This is a genomic window from Anaerosporobacter sp. (assembly GCF_031551385.1).
Lineage (GTDB): Bacteria > Bacillota > Clostridia > Lachnospirales > Lachnospiraceae > Anaerosporobacter.
The window spans coordinates 16837-38824 of the sequence record NZ_JAVBNS010000222.1 but is presented as its reverse complement, the minus strand read 5'-3'; the positions used below and the strand labels follow the sequence as shown (position 1 = coordinate 38824).

General features: G+C 35.9%; 17 protein-coding genes and 1 pseudogene. 5 read left to right on the top strand and 13 right to left on the bottom strand.

What is annotated here, in order from left to right:
* A pseudogene (dinD, locus tag RMR19_RS17080) lies at positions 1-504 on the top strand (DNA damage-inducible protein D); the annotation flags it as partial.
* A 118-nt stretch (positions 505-622) separates the two neighbouring features.
* Here dinD and RMR19_RS17075 read toward each other — a convergent pair.
* From RMR19_RS17075 to RMR19_RS17055, 5 genes are all read right to left on the bottom strand, one after another.
* Positions 623-1204, bottom strand: a complete 582-nt coding sequence (locus tag RMR19_RS17075) for a 4Fe-4S binding protein (RefSeq protein ID WP_310604710.1) — start codon at positions 1202-1204, stop codon at positions 623-625.
* 14 nt (positions 1205-1218) lie between these two features.
* A complete protein-coding gene (locus tag RMR19_RS17070; protein ID WP_331654771.1) occupies positions 1219-1530 on the bottom strand; it encodes a 4Fe-4S binding protein in 312 nt (103 codons plus the stop codon).
* A gap of 356 nt (positions 1531-1886) precedes the next feature.
* A complete protein-coding gene (locus RMR19_RS17065; protein WP_310604709.1) occupies positions 1887-5729 on the bottom strand; it encodes a galactose-binding domain-containing protein in 3843 nt (1280 codons plus the stop codon).
* Between the two features lie 164 nt (positions 5730-5893).
* Positions 5894-7447: a response regulator gene (locus tag RMR19_RS17060; protein ID WP_310604708.1), complete on the bottom strand. Its 1554-nt coding sequence runs from the start codon at positions 7445-7447 to the stop codon at positions 5894-5896.
* A gap of 188 nt (positions 7448-7635) precedes the next feature.
* Positions 7636-9768: a methyl-accepting chemotaxis protein gene (locus tag RMR19_RS17055; protein ID WP_310604707.1), complete on the bottom strand. Its 2133-nt coding sequence runs from the start codon at positions 9766-9768 to the stop codon at positions 7636-7638.
* 326 nt (positions 9769-10094) lie between these two features.
* Here RMR19_RS17055 and RMR19_RS17050 point away from each other — a divergent pair, with 326 nt between their 5' ends.
* Positions 10095-10484 carry a hypothetical protein gene (locus RMR19_RS17050; RefSeq protein ID WP_310604706.1) on the top strand — a complete coding sequence of 130 codons (390 nt, stop codon included), beginning with the start codon at positions 10095-10097 and terminating at the stop codon, positions 10482-10484.
* 161 nt (positions 10485-10645) lie between these two features.
* A complete protein-coding gene (locus tag RMR19_RS17045) occupies positions 10646-11110 on the top strand; it encodes a hypothetical protein (protein ID WP_310604705.1) in 465 nt (154 codons plus the stop codon).
* Here RMR19_RS17045 and RMR19_RS22195 read toward each other — a convergent pair.
* Complete coding sequence (locus tag RMR19_RS22195; RefSeq protein WP_310604711.1) at positions 11107-11262, bottom strand: hypothetical protein; 156 nt, start codon at positions 11260-11262, stop codon at positions 11107-11109. The genes RMR19_RS17045 and RMR19_RS22195 overlap by 4 nt on opposite strands.
* Positions 11263-11420: 158 nt before the next feature.
* Between RMR19_RS22195 and RMR19_RS17035 the strand changes: the two genes are divergently transcribed.
* Positions 11421-12146, top strand: a complete 726-nt coding sequence (locus tag RMR19_RS17035) for an Ltp family lipoprotein (RefSeq protein ID WP_310604704.1) — start codon at positions 11421-11423, stop codon at positions 12144-12146.
* Positions 12147-12454: 308 nt separating this feature from the next.
* Here the strand turns inward: RMR19_RS17035 and RMR19_RS17030 are convergent, their stop codons facing one another.
* The 7 genes from RMR19_RS17030 to RMR19_RS17000 all read right to left on the bottom strand — a co-directional run bounded on the left by RMR19_RS17030 (position 12455) and on the right by RMR19_RS17000 (position 20981).
* Complete coding sequence (locus RMR19_RS17030; protein ID WP_310604703.1) at positions 12455-13465, bottom strand: GGGtGRT protein; 1011 nt, start codon at positions 13463-13465, stop codon at positions 12455-12457.
* 18 nt (positions 13466-13483) lie between these two features.
* Positions 13484-14176 carry an iron-sulfur cluster assembly scaffold protein gene (locus tag RMR19_RS17025; RefSeq protein WP_310604702.1) on the bottom strand — a complete coding sequence of 231 codons (693 nt, stop codon included), beginning with the start codon at positions 14174-14176 and terminating at the stop codon, positions 13484-13486.
* 216 nt (positions 14177-14392) lie between these two features.
* Positions 14393-15058 carry an acyltransferase gene (locus RMR19_RS17020; protein WP_310604701.1) on the bottom strand — a complete coding sequence of 222 codons (666 nt, stop codon included), beginning with the start codon at positions 15056-15058 and terminating at the stop codon, positions 14393-14395.
* A 92-nt stretch (positions 15059-15150) separates the two neighbouring features.
* On the bottom strand, positions 15151-17226 hold the full coding sequence (locus tag RMR19_RS17015; protein ID WP_310604700.1) for a DNA topoisomerase: 2076 nt from the start codon (positions 17224-17226) through the stop codon (positions 15151-15153).
* Between the two features lie 138 nt (positions 17227-17364).
* Entirely contained in the window at positions 17365-18825 is a 1461-nt protein-coding gene (locus tag RMR19_RS17010; RefSeq protein ID WP_310604699.1) for a DUF4097 family beta strand repeat-containing protein, read from the bottom strand.
* A 103-nt stretch (positions 18826-18928) separates the two neighbouring features.
* The gene (locus RMR19_RS17005; protein ID WP_310604698.1) at positions 18929-20317 is read right to left on the bottom strand and encodes a sensor histidine kinase; all 1389 of its coding nucleotides are present in this window, start codon (positions 20315-20317) and stop codon (positions 18929-18931) included.
* 16 nt (positions 20318-20333) lie between these two features.
* Positions 20334-20981, bottom strand: coding sequence for a response regulator transcription factor (locus tag RMR19_RS17000; protein ID WP_310604697.1), 648 nt, complete (start codon positions 20979-20981; stop codon positions 20334-20336).
* A gap of 317 nt (positions 20982-21298) precedes the next feature.
* Between RMR19_RS17000 and RMR19_RS16995 the strand changes: the two genes are divergently transcribed.
* Positions 21299-21934, top strand: a complete 636-nt coding sequence (locus RMR19_RS16995) for a lactate utilization protein (protein ID WP_310604696.1) — start codon at positions 21299-21301, stop codon at positions 21932-21934.
* Positions 21935-21988 lie beyond the last annotated feature (54 nt).

Genomic DNA, 21988 nt, shown 5'->3' with positions numbered 1-21988 from the left:
AAGACTTATTTTGCTATCAAAACACGTCAGCAAGAAATAATAGATAATTATGACCAACTTAATGATGACCAAAAACGACTGGCTATTCGTAATGAGATGGCAGAACATAACAAACAATTAGTAGCTGCCGCTAAAGATGCTGGTGTTGTTACCAATCAAGAATATGCCATTTTTCAAAACTATGGGTATGCAGGTCTTTATGGAGGTCTAAAAGCTAAAGATATTCACACTAGAAAAGGGTTGAAAACAAGTCAGAAAATACTAGACCATATGGGATATGAAGAATTAGCCGCCAATCTATTCCGTGCAACGCAAGCAGAAGCTAAACTCAGACGTGAAAACGTGCAGGGAAAGGATAATGCTAACAAAACTCATTATGATGTAGGAAAAGAAGTACGAGATACCATTAAGAGACTTGGCGGTACTATGCCAGAAGATTTACCTACTCCAGAAAAAAGTATTAAACAAATCGAAAAAGAACAGACTGAGCTACTTGATAAATAGAAAAACAGCCCCAGTGCTACCAACACCAGAGCTGCAATTATAAATGTAACTATTAATTACAAATCTTATGATACACCTTACAAACGCTTAAATTGTATCATATAATCCTCTATTCATTTTACAAGGATTTCTTTATCTTGCATATTCCTTGTGTCATTGTCCCCATCGGGCAGTACACGCACCATGATCTAGGCTTATATAGTGCCATAGTTATTGCACCTAATACTGTTGAAGTCAACATAACACTATAGAATCCAAACGCAAATTGCGCTACCCAAGGCGCAACGATTGTTCCATGATAAGCAAAACTCCAAGGTAATTTGAATGTCCACAATAGTTTTACTACTTCTTTTACTCCATTTACTTCTGTAAATACAAGATATGTCTGAAATAACATATTCCCAAACATCGTTAAGAAAAATATTAAAAATCCATAGCGAAACCATTTACTTCGAAGAAATGCCGGTATATTTTTCTTTCTAGATAATCCAACTTTATTTCCAAGCAAATCAAACAATTGACCTCTTCCACAATATTTATTGCAGTAAGACTTATTTCCTTTTACTATCGATATCATTAACGGAACAAAGAAACAAATTAAGCCGAGCCAAGCGAATAGGATATTTAAAAATCCTAAAGTCAGATATGTTGCCGATGCGATCCATAAGTATTCATACCATTTTTTCTTTTTTGTTTTCATAAGTATCCGTTCACCTATCCTCTCTTATTCTCACTTTGTTTCTCTCTACTTGAAATCACGGACGCTGGACATGCTTTTGCACATATTCCACAACCGACACACTTTTCTTCATCTACTACTGCTGTTATCCCATTCGGAACAGCAATTGCCCCTCTTGGACAGACTTTGATACAACTTCCACAAGCTACGCATTGTGCTTCATCTACAAACGCAATTTTTCTCGCTGCCATATGTTTTCTCCTTCTCATCTTTTTATAGGCACTTGCGAAACTCCTTTTATATGTGTAAGCTTCTTGGTTAACGTATATTGAGAGTTTCGTAATCACTCATTTTTTCTAAGTATAACAAGAAGTAGGTTTATCTTCTGTAACTAAATCACATTAGGCATTTTGACTATTAAAGAACATTTCATTTTTATGCTATTGTCAAACAAAAGCTCATAGTGTAGCAGATTCACAATCCACTAATAAAAATAAAAAAACAAGGGCTTGCCATCCAATAACTTCTTCCTCAGAATTAAGTTATCAAGCGACAATCCCCTGCCTTTTCAAATCTAACTTACTATATGCAATTTTAAATTTGGAGCTTCTCTAAGACGACGATGACAATCAAAACTCGCCTCATACAACGTATTTTTCAAAATCATTTCGTTATCATCCTAGTCTCGTATAAATTTCATCTCTTAATAAACTTCAACTTCCCACAATGAATATCCATACCCCGTTGCTCTTTGAACGCCTTGTATACGAACATAGCGAGCACTTGTTTTATTAAAGCTAATTTCTTCAACTCCGCCTTTTCCATCCGCATTTTTTGCAACGGTAGTAAAGTTCGTTCCATCTTGAGAAACTTGAATCTCATAAGATTTTCCGTAAGCTGCTTCCCATTTAAGAATTACCTTTGATATATTTTGTGCGCTTCCTAAATCTATACATAACCATTCATTGTCTGATTGGTTAGAAGCCCATCTTGTACCTTCATTACCATCTGTTACATTATTTCCGATAAAACCTCCTTCATTTGAAGAAGTTGTTACTGCTTTATCTTTTGCTACATTAACATTTCCAGAAGGTTCTTCAGGTAAAACAGGATTTTCTGCATTATCAGCGAAACCTAATACTTCAAATTCCCATAGTGAATATCCGTATCCTGTTGTTCTCTCTGTACCATACATTCTAACATAACGAGCCGATGTCTTTGCAAATGTAATTTCCTCTGTTCCACCTACACCATTTGTTTTCTCATATACAGTAGTCCAATCTGTAGCATTATTAGAAACTTGAATCTTATAATTCTTGCCTGCAGCAGTTTCCCATACTAAGTTTACTCCTGTTACTGAATATGCTTTTCCTAAATCTACATAAATCCATTGTGCGTCAGAATATTCTGATTCCCAACGAGTATTTGCATTTTCGTCGATTGCCATATCCGCATTATTGTTTCCAAGAGTAGAAGATGCTACTGCTGTTTTTCCAACTGCAAGATTTGTTGTTACTGGATCTACTGGTGTTACTGGATCTATTGGGTTTACAGGTTCTACAATTCCTTCATCAATTACAACCTTATCATATACGATACGGTCAGGGTTATAACCTTTTGGATTACCAAGTACACTATATGCTTCCCCTACTGTTGTAAGTTGACCAGCTTTTGCACCAGAATCAAAGAATAAACCACCAGCACCATTTCCGTACTCTTCTGTGTTAGCACCATCGAATGGGAACCAAGCATATCTCTCAACAAAATCAAGTTTATCTAATATTGGAATGATTTCTTCCATAAATGCTACAACTCGTTCTCTTTGCCAGTTATCATCTCCACCGCTCCATGAGAAATTCTGTACATTTGTCCATTGTGCTACACCCCACTCTGTAATCCAGATTGGTTTTCCTGTCATCTCATATGTTTTCTCAAGTGTTTCTACAAATAAATCAACTAATGGATAATCTTGATAATAATGAACTGCTGTAAAATCAAAACTTCCTCCTGTTTCAGCTAACTTATCAAGGAAAGGACCAAACCAATCCCCTTCGCCACCTTTCATAAAGTATGCTGGATTTCCAGTTGCAGGAGAACTTAATCGTAATCCACTATTTTGTAATGTTGGCCATAACTCTACTGCCTTTTGATATGACATATCCGATTGATCTGGATAGTCTGGCTCATTGAATGTTAATAATGTTTTATATTTTTTACACTCTCCAGATTTTAACCAGTTCCATGCGTAATCGTCAGCACCATTATCAGCACCCCAAATCATAGGTACGAACTCAATGGCATCACTTACACCAGTTAATTCAAATGGAGACCAGTTGTAATACCAAGAAAGATTTGTCTCATCAATGATATCTGCACGGTCTTGCCAAATTCCCATTCCCTTTTTAGAAACAAAGAATGTACGAATATTAGCTGTTACTGTTTTTCCTTCACCTTTTAATACTGCAACGATTTTTAATTGATGAGAACTAACTTGAGTTGTATAAACCTCACATTCGTAAGCTCCTTTTCCATCCGCTTTCACGCTATCCACAAGTACATCATCTACATATACATCATAATGATCCACTTGTGCATCTAAAGCATTCCAAGTTACTGTTACTACACCCGCAGCAATAAGCTGTCCCATCTGTGGATACGTAATTCCAGTATTCTTCCAGTCAGCATATGCACCTGTAGCTGTTTGAAGCTCACCTTGCTCTTCTTCTACATCTGGAATCACTACTTTTCCTTTACCGTATGATACTACTTGTTCTCTCTCACCAGCAATCTTTACTTCATTTCCTTTGCCATTAATAACATGAGAAATACCCGGATTACCAGCAAGCATTACAGAACAGATGTTATGCACACTTACATTGTCTGCATCTGGAACTTCTGCTGCATTGGCAAGATCGATTGTTGCATCTCTATGAAACGAATAGATACCTAAACCATATGCTTCATGTGAAGTAACATCATCTGCTACTTTATAAGATGCATATCCATTAACTGTTCCATTGTGGCTCATCCAACTTGCTTGATTTGGAACATCATATGGAAGCTCACTTTGATAGAAATACACACGACCATAATCACCATTCCAAAGCGTTTGATACTCATGGAAATGCTCTACAAATAGTCCATACATTGTTACGCAGTCACCATTAACAACAATTCCATTCTCTGACTTGTTCTTATCCCATGCTACTCCATCACCATGATCTGCACGCCATACCCAGAAATTATCTCCAATTACATCTTTACTGTTTATAATAATACAAGTTTTTGATTGTGCCACTTCAGAAGTTGCACCACCAACACGGAAGAATAAATCACTTAGTAATGTAGGATTGTCTGCATGTCTCTTTGCTGCATTATCCTCACCAACTTTTAAAAGTGTTTCTGTATACTTAGGACCTGCATCAAAAAGAAGTCCTGATACACTTACACCATCTACATCTGCAATTTCAATACAGGCATTGTCTCCTGTTGGTGTTAATGTTGCGTATCCTAATCCAAGTACAACTGTATTTGCATTCTTTACTTGTATTGCTTTATTCAAAGAATAGATACCTGGTGTTAAGATTAAATGTTTCCCTTGTTGTAGCGCTGCATTAATCGTATCTGCTGTATCTTTGTTTGGTTTTGCAATGTAGAATTTATCAATACCAATAGAAGTTCCAGCTTCTTTTCCATTCGTCCAAGATGTTCCATTTGAATTTTCTCTTACACTTGGTACGAAAACACTATAGTTATCATTTTTATCTATTGTAAGATAAGGTGTTTCTCTAACCACTGGTGTCTTATCAACTGTTGTGAAATATTGATATCCTGGTTCTTGTGACCAATTGTTTTCTACCTTTGCATTAGAATCTTGCACCTTAAGATCTTTGTTCATGCCAATAAATACTGCATTCCATACACCACCAGCCCATGCGCCGTACTCACTGTTTCTTGAACAATACTGTTGTTGCGACCAAGCCACTGCTGAACCTTTAACCACTGTGTCTGCTACAAATCCGCCACTTGCCCAGCCTTGTCCCCATTGGTCTAATGCAAGCCATTGATCGAATTGCATTCTTCTTAACGAAGTTGCTTGTGCTGCTGCCCAAGTTGCAGTTTGTTTTACTGTAAAGTTTGATGCACTTCTCCAGAAATTACAAGTAGAATTTGCGCCCATCCAGTCCGCATTACAGTCAAATTCATTTACAACAGTGTCCGTAGGTAACTCACCGAGTCCCGCCGCTTGTGTATAGAATCCAACTTTCATTCGCACATTGTCATACTCACCTGGCTTGAATAGAACTGCATATCGTTCTTTTCCAAATTGATTTGTTTCTTGTGTTGCATAGACATCATCAATAACCGACTGAATCTCACTTTGTGAATCCGACTCATCAAATACATACACATTTGGCCCAAACAATTCCGTTGTGTAATCCTTTGATGTCGCTGCTTTTGCAGAAAATGACTCCAAAGAAATTGATGATAGTAACATTGATGCTGCTAATGCCGCTGTTAAAATTTTTTTACCTAGTTTTCTCATCATTACCCCCATGATTTTGATAAATTAGTGTTACTGTTCACACAAAATGTTCGCAGTAACACGTTAGTTACATGCAATCCACGAAGAATACGTTCTTTGCTTTTCCATAGTATAACAAGTCGTATTTTCATGCAATGAAACAAGCCAAACCTCGTATTATTTTACTAGAAAAAATTCTTTTCTCTATAGATTCTTGGTGAAACTCCGACATATTTATGGAAAACTTTCGAAAAATAATTTGAATCACGGAAGCCTACTTTAATCGCTACCTCTGTTAACTTTATTCTTCCGTCCTTTAATAATTCTTTTGCTGCTTCCATTCGTACCTCTGTCAAATATTGCAGTACCGTCTTTCCCATCCTCTTCTTAAACAGCATCATCATATAGTTGGGGGTAAGATATACATGATCGGATATCTCACTAACAGATAGCTCATAATCTTGATACTTCTGATTAATAAACTCCATTATCTGAACAATTATCTTATTATTTACTACAAGACTCTCTGCATTTTGATAATATTCTTCCACTTGCTCCTGTAAAAATTCATTACATTCTGCAAGCGTATCCATGGAATGAATTTTTTCGAGTAAAACTCCTCTTCGCTCATTTTCACTTATATTTCCCATCGAAAATGCGTGTTCTGCCTCTTCATAAACATAATTTAAAAGCCTTAAATAGATTCCTTTCATACAACTAACTAATACCGTGTGCTGTGGACGAAGTATTATATAGATTTGTTTTATACATTCCATCGTTTTTTTATGATTTAATTCCTTTAGCGATTCTGCAAATGCTTTCATATGCATTTCATCAAACTCTAACTTTCTTTCCTCTTCCTTTGCATAACAAAGAACTTGTTGATACCCTAGATAGAAAAATTTTTGCAGATATATTACTGCTGTCTCATATGATTTATAGATTGAATAAATATTGGTTACGCATCTACCAAACACTCCGCAAATCGAAACGGTAGTATTTGCATTCACAAAATCACGACTTCTCCTTATTATCTCTCGCAAAATATCTTCTTCCTGTTTTTGATATGCAATAATGAATACAATATGAGAACTATCTTTCATAAAATAGACGTGCTCAATCTCCGAAAAGATGCGATCCAGTGCATACATAACTTTTTCGCTATTTCTATTCTCATCTGATTTTATATCAAATATAGCTACACAAGCATATTCTTTTTGCTCCCATGCAAGCTTCAAATGTTTCATATCGTCTTGAATGGCTTTTCTATTCGCTACTGGTTCTATTAATTCTTTTGCCAACTTATGTATTATATACTGCCTACGCTCTACGCTCATTTGCTTTCCAACTTGTGCATGTAATTGCATCACTTGTAGCTTCTTTGCTGCCTTTTGGATAGCCTCCTCCATTTCCTTAATATGAATTGGTTTCTCAAGAAAACTTACTACTTCTAAGTCAATTGCCTCCTTTAGATATACATTCTCCACATATCCTGTCATAAATATAATCTGGCAGAGTGGATACTGCTCTCTAATGTTTTTTGCCATTTCAATTCCTGACATTCCCGTCATTCGGATATCCGATATTACTATATCCACCTTTGATGTCTTACAAGTAATTAGAGCTTCTTCCCCACTCGAAGCCTCCATAACCTTTGTAACCCCAATTTGCTCCCACTTGACCATTTTTCTTATGCCTCTTATGGTCGTTTCTTCGTCATCTGTAATCAGAATATTCAAAATACGCCACCCCCATAACAATACCTTTTATCCTCATTATACAAAAAGACACCCAGCAATTTGGGTGTCAAATCTTCGAAAATCTCGTATTATTTTAATATTAACGTTAAACCTTGGCTATATAGGTTAAGGGGTATCATAACAATGAGGCATAGGGTTTTCCCATGCCTCACTCTCTTTATCTAATACTATTCTTCAATCTTAAATTTACCTACTAATCCTGCCAAATTTATTGCTGTTTTTTCTGTTTCATTCATGCTTTCCACAACTACATTCGCATTATCAGAAATATCCGCTGTCTGTTCTGCAACTACTGCTGTAGTTTCTGCACCTTCCTGTGCTGCCATCGTTACTTCACTAATTGCTTTCAATAGTGTTTGCACTGAAGCTAACAATTCCTCTGATGTTGCACTTAAATCACTTGTCATATCGCTGACATAAATAGCATCATCTGTATATGAACTTGCTGCTCCTAGCATATCTTGATAATCATTTTGTACATCATCGGAAACGAACTTTAGTAAATCGCCAGCACTCTTTGATAACGCATTTACGGCACTCATTACTACTTGTGTAATCTGTTGAATCTGTGCAACTGTATTTGTCGAATTATCCGCTAATGTTCCAATTTCATTTGCTACTACTGCAAATCCTCTTCCTGCCTCTCCTGCTCTTGCCGCTTCAATGGAAGCATTTAGTGCAAGCAATGTAGTCTGGCTAGTAATATCTAAAATAGCATTTGCCAAAGAATTGATTTCATCCACTGCTTTGGAATCTTCCAATGCTTTCTCTAACGTGCCTTTAATATCTGCAAAAATCTTGTTAGACTTCTCTATAGAAACTTTCACGTTTTCTCCTAGTTCCGAAGCTCTTGCATGAATCTCACTAGATTTTCCAGCACCCTCTTCTGCCTTTTCTGCTACCATTTCTATTGCACGCTCAATCTCAAGAGCAGTTGTATTCATTTCTTCCGCTGCAGCTCCCGTTTCTTCCATGCCTGCGCTTAACTCTTCTGTTGCAGCAGACGTATCTGTAATTCTATCATTCAACGTATAAAGAGTACTATTAATTGCAGATACTTGACTTTGCAATGAACCTGTAGCTACATTGATTCCAGTAACCGTTTCTAACAAACCATCTCGCATCAATTCTAAATCTCTTGACAAATCTCCTATTTCGTCTGCTCTCTTTTGGTACTTTTTATCTATCGTTATTGTCAAATCACCTTTTGCAATTATGTTTGCTGTCTTGCACATTACACTAATTGGTTTTGATATACTTCTAGCCAATAGAATGATAATAATAATTGCCACAATAACTCCAACAATTCCAATTGTTAATACAATTCTTAATGTAGTATAGGTGTCTGCCATAACTTCATCTTCTGAAACAATTACAGCATAAACCCAATTTTTTTCAGAGTTTCCAATTCGCACACGCGCATAAGCCTTATATGCATTCGATTTCAACGTTTTGGAATACATCTTTCCAACGTAAGTATTTCCCTCTTTTAATGTCCCTACAATTTCAGCAGAAAAACTTTCTGATGTTACATCTGTATCCAACGTTCCTACTAAACTTCTATCTTTATGTGCTACTACTTGTCCTTTATTCGTTATCAATTTACCAAATCCGGTATCAAACAGTTTCACTTCATCATTCAATAGATTCATATAGTCTAACCCATAATCTACACCAACAGCTCCAACGATTGTTCCTGCTTGATTTTTGATTGGATAAGTAAATGTAATAACCTCCATCTTCTGTCCAGCCACTTCATATAGATAAGGCTGTGTTACGATTGGTTCTCCTGTTTTATATGCATCAAGGTAATAATCACCTTCTCCTTCAACGTCATAACCTGTCAAACAGGTTTTATCCATCGTTCCATTGTAGGATGTCACATAGGTAATATATCTTCCACTTGCGTCACTGTAGGACGTATTCTTATACTGTGCATCTAGACCATCTAATTGATTGGGTTCAAAACATATCCAGCCACCAAGAACAACTGTCATATTGCTTTCTACCGCATTCTTTAACACTTCGTCAAAATAGTTTCTACGCATCTCTACAGGAATACTTTCAAACTGATCTACTGCAAATTTTAGTCCTAAAGCCAAACTGTCTGCTTTATTGAATTCAATTGCCATTGCATTCGCATGTTCTTCCGCAGAAGCCACAATTTCTTCTTTCCCCATCGTATCAGCAAGTTCCATTGTCCGTGCCAAGGATACTAATAAAAACGCTCCTAGTACTAGAATAAATGTTGTAATAAGGGATGCTAACATTTTAGGTCCTAAACGTTTCATTTTCTTCATACACTGTCCTCCGTTTTTTTGCTCTCTACTTTATAAATTATATAACAAATTATCTGATTATACAATTTTTTTTTACACTTTCTTACGTTCTTTGTTTTATATGTATATATTATCTGTCACATCAAAGTTTTCGGACTTATATTGGAAATATTTTGTATCACTTTTTATTAGTGAACTTATAATTATGTATTAATAATTCTAAGGTAGTTATAAGTTGAATTTTGTCATTTTCTATGTTACAATGGGTTTTGTTACGAGCAGAAATGAATTTATTATTATTGAATTCAGGCAACGAAATATTATACGTACAATAGGAGAGAGAAAAAATGAAATCTATGAAAAAATTATCTTGTTTACTAGCTGTCATCTTAGTTATGGCAATGGCATTTACTGCATGTGGTTCATCTGATAAACTTGCAGGCAAAAAATTCGTTCTTGACAGCATGAAAATGGCTGGTATGACTATATCAGCATCAGATTTAGAACTTAATGGAAGCATCGAACATGGCGCTCTTTATCTTGAGTTCAAGAAAGATGGAAAAGCTATTATCTCTGTTGATGGTGAAGCTAACGAAGGAACTTATACTCTTTCAGGCAAAAACTTAACTCTTATAGGTGACGGCGAAGAAATGAAAGGTATTGTAGATGGTAATACAATTACTATCTCTGAAGGCGAAGGCGACGAAGCTGTTTCAATCGTATTCAAGAAAGACTAAGCTACATAAATGTGTTGTAGATAGATTTTAGATACTATTCAAAAAATAACTATCCAATTCAAATTAGGATAGTTATTTTTTTGTCTCACAAATCAAAAAACTTTGCTAATATTAACTTTTCAATTCATAATAAAATACTCAAATCAAGGAGAATATAAACAATGAAAAAACATAAAAAATCATCTTTTTTACTAGCTATTATATTCGTTATGACAATAGCAATTACTGCATGTACTTATACTAGTCCATTTAAAGATTTACATATAGAAAATAGCCCCAGTGTGTTTCTCGCAGTTACTGCATGTATTAGTCCGCCAGATGGACTTGCAGGCAATAAATTCTTCCTTGACAGTATGCAAATGTCTGGTATGACTATATCTGTTTCAGATTTAGAAGCTAGCGGACAAATTGAAAGAGAAACTCTTTATCTTGAATTCAAAAGAGATGAAAAAGTTATTATATCTGTAGATGATGAAGCTATCCAAGGAACTTACACTCTTTCAGACAAAAACTTAACTCTTATCGGTGATGGTGAAGAGATTAAAGGTACTGTAGAGGGTGATAAAATTATAATCACTGAAGACGAAGGTAACGAAGCTGTTTCAATCGTATTCAAGAAAGACTAAGTTACATAGAAGTATTGTAGATAGATTTTAATATTCTCTACATAACCTAAGACTTGGACTCTTTTTGGATTATAATGCTCTAAGTAACCAGTCAATTGTATCCCTGGCCTATTAATATCTTTACTGATGATATCGCTTTGACTATAATTTATAGCTAATCCATTGTTACTGTTTACACCAAACGTTCACAGTAACGAATCTATTCCCACTATAATAATGCAAATTGAAAATTTTGTATTTATAGTAGATTTTTTCTATATTACTTGTTAAACTATAGTAGTCAAAATAATACAAAATAGGAGGTTTTATGATGAGTAAAACAAAATTATGTAAATATTGTCGAACCGAAATTGATTCTAAAGCAAAGGTATGTCCTAATTGCCGAAAAAAACAAGGGGGGAAGATACCTGGTTTTCTTGTTGCTATAATTATTATAGCAGTAATATATGCTGCTGGTTCACAAGGAATGGATAAATCAAAATCTACCGATACTGTTTCTAATGATAGCTCCACCTCTAAAAGTGGACAAAAAGACACTACGAAAGAAGTTACTGACAACTCGAAAGACGTTGCTGATAACGCAAAAGACGAACCCAAAGACACTATGACAACGGGTCAGAAAAACGCATTAAAAAAAGCAAAAAATTATCTTAAAATCACAGCCTTCTCTTACTCTGGGCTGATTAATCAATTGCAATTTGAAGGTTTTACAGAAGAAGAGGCAACCTTTGCTGTTGATAATTGTAACGCTGACTGGAATGAACAAGCTACCAAAAAAGCGCAAGATTATTTAAAACTCTCCGCATTTTCTCAGAAAGGTTTAATTAACCAGTTGGAATTTGAAGGGTTCACAACAGAGCAAGCAACTCTTGCTGTTGATAATACTGACACCGATTGGAATGAGCAAGCTGCCAAAAAAGCGCAAAGTTATCTTGACCTCACCTCGTTCTCTCGAAAGGGATTAATTAGTCAGTTAGAATTTGAAGGTTTTACGACCAAACAAGCAGAATATGCTGCTAGTGCTGTAGGATATTAAAGCAAAACTCTCTTTAAATACATATCGTAAATCTAGGTAAAGCATAATAAATGCCTCCTGTCAAGTAGACAGATTAAATAGCTAAAAAAATGCTGATGAACGGACGCGTAATTTTGCGGTCGTTCATCAGCATTTTATTTGTCTGCTCCATCTTCCGATGTTTATATTTGACTAATGTTTATTAGACACGAAAGGCGAGTCCTTCTGCAGAACTCGCCTTTCACCGTTTCAAGTAATTGTCACCCAATTTGTCTTCATAATAAAATTATAGAGGACAAACGGGTGAGAACTTAATTTTAAAGCATTTCTTAGAACTTACCGTTATCAGCAGCTTCTTGAATAGAAACAGCTACAGCAACTGTCATACCAACCATTGGGTTGTTACCAGCTCCGATAAGACCCATCATCTCAACGTGAGCAGGAACTGAAGAAGAACCAGCGAATTGAGCGTCAGAGTGCATACGTCCCATAGTATCAGTCATACCATAAGAAGCTGGACCAGCAGCCATGTTATCTGGGTGAAGAGTTCTACCAGTACCACCACCAGATGCTACTGAGAAGTATTTCTTACCTTGTTCGATACATTCTTTTTTGTAAGTACCAGCAACTGGATGTTGGAATCTAGTTGGGTTAGTTGAGTTACCTGTGATAGATACGTCAACGCCTTCTTTGTGCATGATAGCTACACCTTCAGTTACGTCATTTGCACCATAGCAGTTAACTTTTGCTCTAAGACCTTCAGAGTAAGCTTTTCTGTAAACTTCTTTTACTTCTCCTGTATAGTAATCCATCTCTGTTTCAATGAAAGTAAATCCATTGATTCTAGCGATGATTTGAGCAGCATCTTTTCCTAAACCATTTAAGATTACTCTTAATGGTTTTTTACGAACTTTGTTTGCTTTTTCAGCGATACCGATTGCACCTTCAGCAGCAGCGAATGATTCGTGACCTGCTAAGAATGCGAAACAGTCTGTATCTTCTTCAAGAAGCATCTTTCCTAAGTTACCATGTCCTAAGCCTACTTTACGTTGGTCAGCAACAGAACCTGGGATACAGAATGCTTGAAGACCTTCACCGATTGCTGCAGCAGCATCAGCAGCTCTTCTACAATCTTTTTTAATTGCGATTGCTGCACCTACTATGTAAGCCCAACTTGCATTTTCGAAACAGATAGGTTGGATAGCTTTAACTTGATTATATACATCAAGTCCAGCATCTTTCGTAATCTTTTCTGCTTCTTCGATAGATGCAATACCGTATGAATTAAGTACTGCAGTAATTTTATCTATTCTTCTTTCATATGATTCAAATAAAGCCATTTCTAGTTACCTCCTCTATTATTCGTGTCTTGGATCGATAATCTTAACAGCATCTGCTACTCTACCATATTGGCCTTTAGATTTTTCGAATGCTGTGTTAGCGTCATCACCAGCTTTGATGAAATCCATCATCTTACCAAAGCTTACGAATTGGTAACCGATAATTTGATCTTCAGCGTCTAAAGCGATTCCTGTTACATATCCTTCAGTCATTTCAAGGTAACGAGGTCCTTTTGCAAGAGTTCCGTACATAGTACCAACCATTGATCTTAAACCTTTTCCTAAATCTTCAAGACCAGCACCGATTGGAAGACCATCTTCAGAGAATGCACTTTGAGTTCTTCCGTATACGATTTGTAAGAATAATTCTCTCATTGCTGTATTGATTGCATCACAAACTAAATCTGTGTTTAATGCTTCAAGAACAGTTCTTCCTGGTAAGATTTCAGCTGCCATAGCTGCTGAGTGAGTCATACCTGAACATCCAACTGTTTCTACTAATGCTTCTTGGATGATACCTTCTTTAACGTTAAGAGTTAATTTACAAGTACCTTGTTGTGGTGCACACCAACCGATACCGTGAGTTAAACCAGAAATATCAGAAACTTCTTTTGCTTTTACCCATTTTGCTTCTTCTGGGATTGGAGCAGCACCGTGGTTAACGCCTTGTGCTACTGGACACATTTTTTCTACTTCATGTGAATAAATCATGTTGAAACTCCTTTCAATATCCATTTTAGAATACTAATTAGCTATATGGCTATGTTCATGACGATTGTTTTGGCTTTGTAAAAAACAATATTCTTTTTATGTAACCTAAACATCGCACCTTCACACATTTTCTCACAAAACTCGTGATTAGTCCATACTTTTTGATAAACTTTCTTAAAAATTCATTACTTTCCACAGAAACTTATTGTTTTATTGTTAATTCTTTGACACAATGTCTCCATGCTTTTTGTAAATTGACTTTTCAGCAACATATCCACGAACCATAGACAATGGATAGATGTTCGCTTCTCTTCCTATTATAGTACCAGGATTTAAAACACTGTTACAACCAACTTCAACGTTATCGCCTAGCATTGCACCCATCTTTTTAAGACTTGTCTTCATTCTAGTACCATTAACTGTAATCTCAACTAATGTCTTATCCGACTTTACATTCGATGTAATTGATCCTGCTCCCATATGTGCACGATACCCAAGAATGGAATCACCCACATAATTATAGTGTGGAACTTGTACCTTATTGAATAGAACTACATTTTTAAGCTCTGTTGAATTACCTACAACAGCACCTTCCCCTACAATTGCATTTCCACGGATAAAAGCACAATGACGAACTTCTGCTTCTTTACCGATAATTGCTGGACCATTAATAAATGCCGTTGGCGCTACTTTCGCTGACTTAGCAATCCAAACATTATCGCCAACTTTGTCGTATTCCTCACTAGGTAAAGTTTCACCTAATTCAATTATAAATGCTCCAATCTTAGGAAGTACCTCCCAAGGATATGTACAACCCTCAAACACTTTCCCAGCAATTGTTTCATTCATATCATACAAATTACAAATCATTAATTCTTCCATATATGTGCGCTCCTTTTTTATACTATATTATCTTTTCATTACTGTGTACTATAAATAATATATCGTACAAGCATACAAAATATCACCATAATTTATTTCTTATAACTCTTCGCCGCCTCATCAAAAAACTGACGAAGCGCATATTGATTATTAAGCCCTTTTACTCCATTCGTCATCTTAGCAACAAAGTTCTCAAGCTTGACCATATACTCCTCGTTTGTGATATCTCCATTCGCCACATAGGTTAAGCCCTTCTCCCAACTTGCCGTTAGTTCTGGATTAAGCAGGGAACGAATTGATGCATTTACAACATCATAAATCATCTCTCCAAGAAGTGTTGGTGTAATAATCTGCGTCTTCTTATTCAAGGCAAGATATGTGATTTTAACAAGCTTATTCAGAATCTCTGCACGAGTCGCACTTGTACCAATTCCACTACCTTTAATCTGTGAGCGAAGTTCCTCATCTTCAATTAATTGACCTGCATTCTCCATTGCAAGAATCATCGAACCTGAATTATATCGTTTTGGCGGAGATGTTTCTCCCTCCTTCACATTAAATCCAGTAATATTCAGTAGCATACCTTTCTTGAGAGTTTTCATATTATTGATAAACTCTGCATCAAAGACATCTTCTTGATTTTCTGAAGAATCGCCATCGCTGCCACCCTCCGTCGATTGTCCATCAATTTCTTGAGGTGCTACTGCTACCTGCGCATTACTAGAAGGTGCTGACTTCTTAGTTAAAAAGGAAAGATTCGTTACTTTTAGATATCCAGGTGACTCTAAAATCTTGAAACTTGAGAAAAAGGATTCTTCTTTCACCTTCACTACAAGACTGATTTTTTGATATACTGCCGCTGGATAAAATATGCTTAAAAACCTTCTCGCAATCGTTTCATATACCTTCTTTGCAGTTGGTGGAACAGCGTTGAGTGCTGCTAACCCTTGACCAGTCGGAATAATTGCATAATGGTCTGTGATTTGCTTATCATTAACATATCTTGTTTTGGCGATATTCTTATAACTGCCGTTTTCTAAGATTTCACTTGCATATTCACTTACAAAAGAATAGTTACGCAGTCCCCCAATGTTTTTGTGAATTTCCTTTGCTACTGCTGTAGACAAAACTCTGGCATCGGTTCTTGGATAGGTAACTAATTTCTTTTCATATAGTTCCTGAACAATCTTCAAAGTTTCATCTGGGCTTATTTTAAACAGCTTCGAGCACTCATTCTGTAACTCTGCCAAGTTGAATAATAACGGAGCATTCTTATTTTCTTTCTTCTTCTCTATCTTTTCAATGATACCCTGATTGTCAAATTCCGTTGTTAATTCTGCTATCAACTTCTCTGCATCTTCTCTCGCTTTGAAACCATTTTCCTTATATAATAGATGCGAGTTAAAATACTTCGAACCTTCTACTGCTCTCCACTCTCCATCGAATTCCTTACCAAATGTATTAACTCCTGCTATTACACGGTAGAATGGAGTTTTCACAAATGCTCGAATTTCACGTTCTCTCTTCACAACCATACCAAGAACGCATGTCATAACACGTCCTACGGAGATTGATGTCCATTTGCTCTGCAGATAGTTTGTAACCGCCTGTCCATATTTTAGCGTAAGCACTCGTGAAAAATTAATTCCCATCAAGTAATCTTCTTTCGCTCTTAGATAGGCAGAATCAGATATACTATCATACGCTGACAATGGCTTTGCTTCTCGTATTCCACGCAAGATTTCTTCTTCCGTCTGCGAGTCAATCCATACTCTTCGTTTCTCTTTCGACGCTGGAACACCAGCTTTTTGATCCACCAACCGATAGATATACTCTCCCTCACGACCAGAGTCAGTACATACATAAATCGTAGAAACATCTTCACGATTTAACAATGCTTTTACGGTATTAAATTGTTTGCTTACATCTGGAATGACTTCATATAAGAATTCCTTAGGGAGAAATGGCAATGTGGTTAATGACCACTTTTTTAGACTTTCATCATAGACATCGGGATAACTCATTGTAACCAAATGACCAACACACCACGTTACAATTGCTTCATCCGCCTCTATATATCCATCACGTTTCTTAAAGTTATACTTGAGTGCCTTTGCAAACTCTTGAGCAACGCTAGGTTTTTCAGATATATATAAACATTTAGACATGTATACTTCCAACTTTCTTATAATTAAAACGTTAATTAGACCGACATTACTGTCGGTCTATCTTTTCTTAACAGAAATACTCATTATAGTATAACTTTTTTTAACAATCTTCGCAACCTGTTTTTCTATGCCTTTCTGTTACTTATTAGATTCATTGATTGTTTCTGTCGTTAATGTATTTTCTTTACCTACACTCTTCTTCTCAACCTCCTTATCAAATTCAAGCTCCACATCTCCCGATATGGTTGTTGCCGTGATTTTATTTATTTCATTTTTAGACTCGTTGCTTGTTTCTGTCGTTAAAATCGATTCTGCACCCGTGCTTGTATTACCCGCCGCATCTACTTCTTCATTTTCTTCAAGCGCTGATGTCGTTTTCTCTACCGTTTTATTAATGTCTTGCTCTTGTGCCAGATTTTTACCGTTCACAATGATTTTTCCTGTTTTATTACTTAAACAATAAGAGTACTTCTCTTCCGTTTCTGTTGAAGTAATTATAACCTTCTCTGATGTTGCATCATAACTCCAATCGCTATTTATCTTCCCATTCATAACGATATCACCATTAATAGTAACTAACTCCACATCTGTACCTTGCATATCTTTCACATTAATATCACCTGCAGATGTCTGTAAAAGTCCTTCCTTAACAACCATCTCAACAAAGGTACTATCTCCATTAAGTGCGAGTGTATTTATTTTGTCTACTTGGATTGCCTTCATTGATATGTCTCCCCGCATATCTACAATATCAATTTCAGATAACTTACTATCCTTTGGAACAATAATTGTCACATAATTGTTTTGATTTTGCCCCATTAAATCTTCCACCTTACCATCAATTATATCATTAATAGTAAGTTCTCCATTTTCATTTTTATATTCTATTTCATAATCTGGACCATAGTAATTAAAAATCACTCCATAGGAATCACCTGTAACCATTTCAACACTTGCATTGTAATCAATATCTACATCAATCTTTGAAAATGCATCTAAATTAAGTTTTTCAACTTTATATTGGATACACGTAGAAGAAGCACTCGCATTCACCCATCGTTCGTCGGATGCCTTTTCTTTATAATACGCTTGAGCATCTAACACTTCTCCTGTTTTCGAATTAATTGTAATTTCATATCGCTTCCTATCATTCATCTCTATGACTTCATACCAAGCAACACTTCCATTCTTTATCCCACTTGCTGAAGTTGTTTCCATTCTAAATGAAATCCCTTCCAATGCCTCACTATAGTTATCTTTCACATAGGTAAGTCCAATGTCAACAGCAGATTTCAACGGTATCTCAAATGCATCATCATCTATATTACCCGCACTTTCGACATAAAACTGCATCCCATCAAACTCCATTAACTGCATTTTACTTGTGTCTTGTGTTCCTGTTTCTGCTGTGTCAACTTCTTGCTTCGCCAATTCTTCCTCATCTTTAGCATTTTGTGCCATAACATCATCTAATGGTCGGCTTTCCATCTTCGTACTTTGGTTATTCCAATCCTTATTCATTCCAATGATTAGACCACCCACACCGATTACGACAACTCCAATTGCAACACACGCAGTAATTATTGTATTTTTCTTCATCTTTTCTCTCCTTCATCTTTACTGTGACTATACTATATCGCTTTCTTTTTGCCGAACTATCATAAAGATGTTATCAAGTTGTAAAAATGCATAAAGTTTTGCATTAAAAACTTACAATCACTCTTGTTCCCTTATTTACCTCTGATTCATATTGAATTATTCCTTGATGCAAGCAAACAATTTGCTGACATAATGTAATTCCCAAACCAACACCACCATTTTTACGACTTCTTGCCCTATCTACTCGGTAGAATGGCTCGCTAATCTTATCAATTTCTTCTGCCTCCATACCAATTCCATTGTCCTCAATCACGATGTAAGGAGTCTCCTGACTACAGAATGTTACTGTAATAATCCCCTCTTCCTCACATGCACGAATTGCATTTTCAATTAAATTTGCTAGTAATAACTGTAGCAATGCTTCATTCGCTTCTATTGTTTCTATTTCACAAATACATCTAAATTGAATTTTCTTCTCCGTAATCGATTTGCGAAATAGATTTTGTACATAATATTTTAATTGCTTCGTAGGTACAGATGTTTTCGTTAATTCATGTTCCCGAACATCTGCAATCAGCAATAATGTTTTACTTAGCTTCTCCAATCGTTTCGTTTCATCAATTATATATTCTAGTGCACGAATCCGCTCTTCTTCTGACAATGCCGCAATGCGCATATAATCCGCATATCCTGAAATAGATGTTAATGGTGTTCGAAGTTCATGTGCCATATTATCAATCAACTGCTGCTTCTTATCGCTTTCCTCCTTTAGAAGATGTATCGTTTCACCAACTTTTTCAGACATACGATTAAATTCCATTGCAAGACTGCCAAACTCATCTTCACTTTGAATACTTATCTTTTGATTATAGTTTCCTTTTGCAATCTCTGCCGTCGCATCCGATAGATGATTCAATGGCTGCATCAACTTACGAATGATTATATATAAAATCCCAGATAATATAATTGTTATAATGATATCTACACTTACCACAATTTGTATTAATTGATTTCTTGTACGTTCAAGCTCTTTCAAAGGATATATTGTTACAAGCGTATGATTTTCATATGGCTCTTTTAGAGAACAGGCAAGAAACAAATACTGCTCTTCACCTATCTTTCGAATAATAATATTCTGTACATTTTCCTCTAAATCAAGTTCCTCTCTTGATTCTATACTCCTCTCGGAATCCCCTCCAATTAAGCTCTTTCCACTCCATAATTCAAGGAACACATTTTGTCCCTCATAATATGCCGCATAGGAATCATATATATTTCCTTTCTTAGCCCTTGTTAATGTCGAGGTAGCTTCCAGATTAGTAAAATCCTTACTAATGGAATTACTAAGAAAATACGCTTCTCCCATAGCTCGTTGCTTCACACTATTTAATTGTTCCTTATATGTAAAATGCATTACTGTAAACATTCCTACATTAAGCGCTATAACAAAAACAACTAACACACTGAGAAACACTTTCTGCCAAAATTTCATTTATTATAATCCTCCGTTACACTTCTAAACGATATCCAACTTTATAAACCGTTTTAATTCGTTCCTCTAATCCAAGTTTCTTCCGAAGCTTCTGCACATGCACATCAACGGTTCTTGTATCCCCTTCATATTCATATCCCCATGCCAATTCTAATAATTTTTCTCTCGATAATGCTAAATTTTGATTCATGACTAGCACTTCCATTAGATTATATTCCTGCGGGGTTAAATCAACGATTTCACTTTGGTATCTTACAATTTTCGCTTCCCTATCCATCTCCACATCATCAATTCGAAAAACGGTATCCTCTACCTTAGTTCGTCTAAGAACAATGTTAATCCTAGCGATCAATTCTAATATCTCAAATGGTTTTACAATATAATCCTCTGCCCCAGAAGTCAGTCCTTGAATTTTATCTTCTATACGGTCTTTTGCAGTCATAAATATTACTGGTGTATCTTTAATTTTCTTCATTAATTCGAATCCAGATACATATGGCAGCATAACATCAAGAAGGATTAAATCATATTGATTTCTCATTAACATATCTAATGCCTCTCTCCCATCATATGCCTGATCACTAGAATGCCCGACCAATTTTAAATTCAGTTTCACTAACTCATTAATTGCTTCCTCATCATCAACGATTAATATATTTGCCATGGCAATCCCCTTTTTGATTTCTTTACTTTTTTACATGTTCCTATTCTATCACATGAAAGCAACAACGCCAATTTAAAACTTGTTCGAATATGTCATTCTGCATTATTAACTCAACACCTTACAACAGAATACACGACTAAGAACTTGTACAGTAACACACATACATATCATTTTAAAAATACGCCCGAACAAAATATAGAAAATCACCAATCAAAATGCTATACTATACTTTGACATATACACAAAAAACTATACTATCAAAAAAGAAAAATTTGCAAACAATACTCTTACACATTTTATCAAAGGAGGATATATAATTGGACGTAAAAAAAGAATTTTATAAAACGCAAGCTACTTCTATCTTAAAGAAATGTACTCTTAGAGGAATGCGAGGGCACTACTGTGAGAGCAAAACTGAAGCACTGGAATATATCAAGTCTCTCTTTACCCCTGATGCTTCTATCTCTTGGGGTGGTTCAGAAACACTGGAAGAGATTGGCTTATTTGACTATCTTGAAACAGCACCATACACATTATATGACCGTACAACTGCCAAAACTCCAGAAGAACAAAAAGCTATGTATGCTAAAACTGTTACTGCTGATTACTATCTTATGAGTACAAATGCCATCACTTTAGACGGACAGCTAATCAACATTGATGGTAACGGAAACCGTGTTGCCTGTCTTGTTACAGGCCCTGATAATGTAATTATCGTAGCTGGAATGAATAAAGTAGTTCCTAATATAGAAGCCGGAATTGCCAGAGTACATAATGTTGCTGCACCACAAAACGCATTACGACTCAATCGTAATACACCATGTCACGACTTTGGACGTTGCGCAGATTGTCTATCTGCAGAATGTATCTGTTCGAATACCGTAATTACACGAAAATCCAATAAACCAGGTCGATTAATTGTTGTTCTTGTTGGGGAAGAACTTGGTTATTAAAACTTAAAAAAGCAATAGTGGAGTACATTTCACGTCTCCACTACTGCTTTTCTC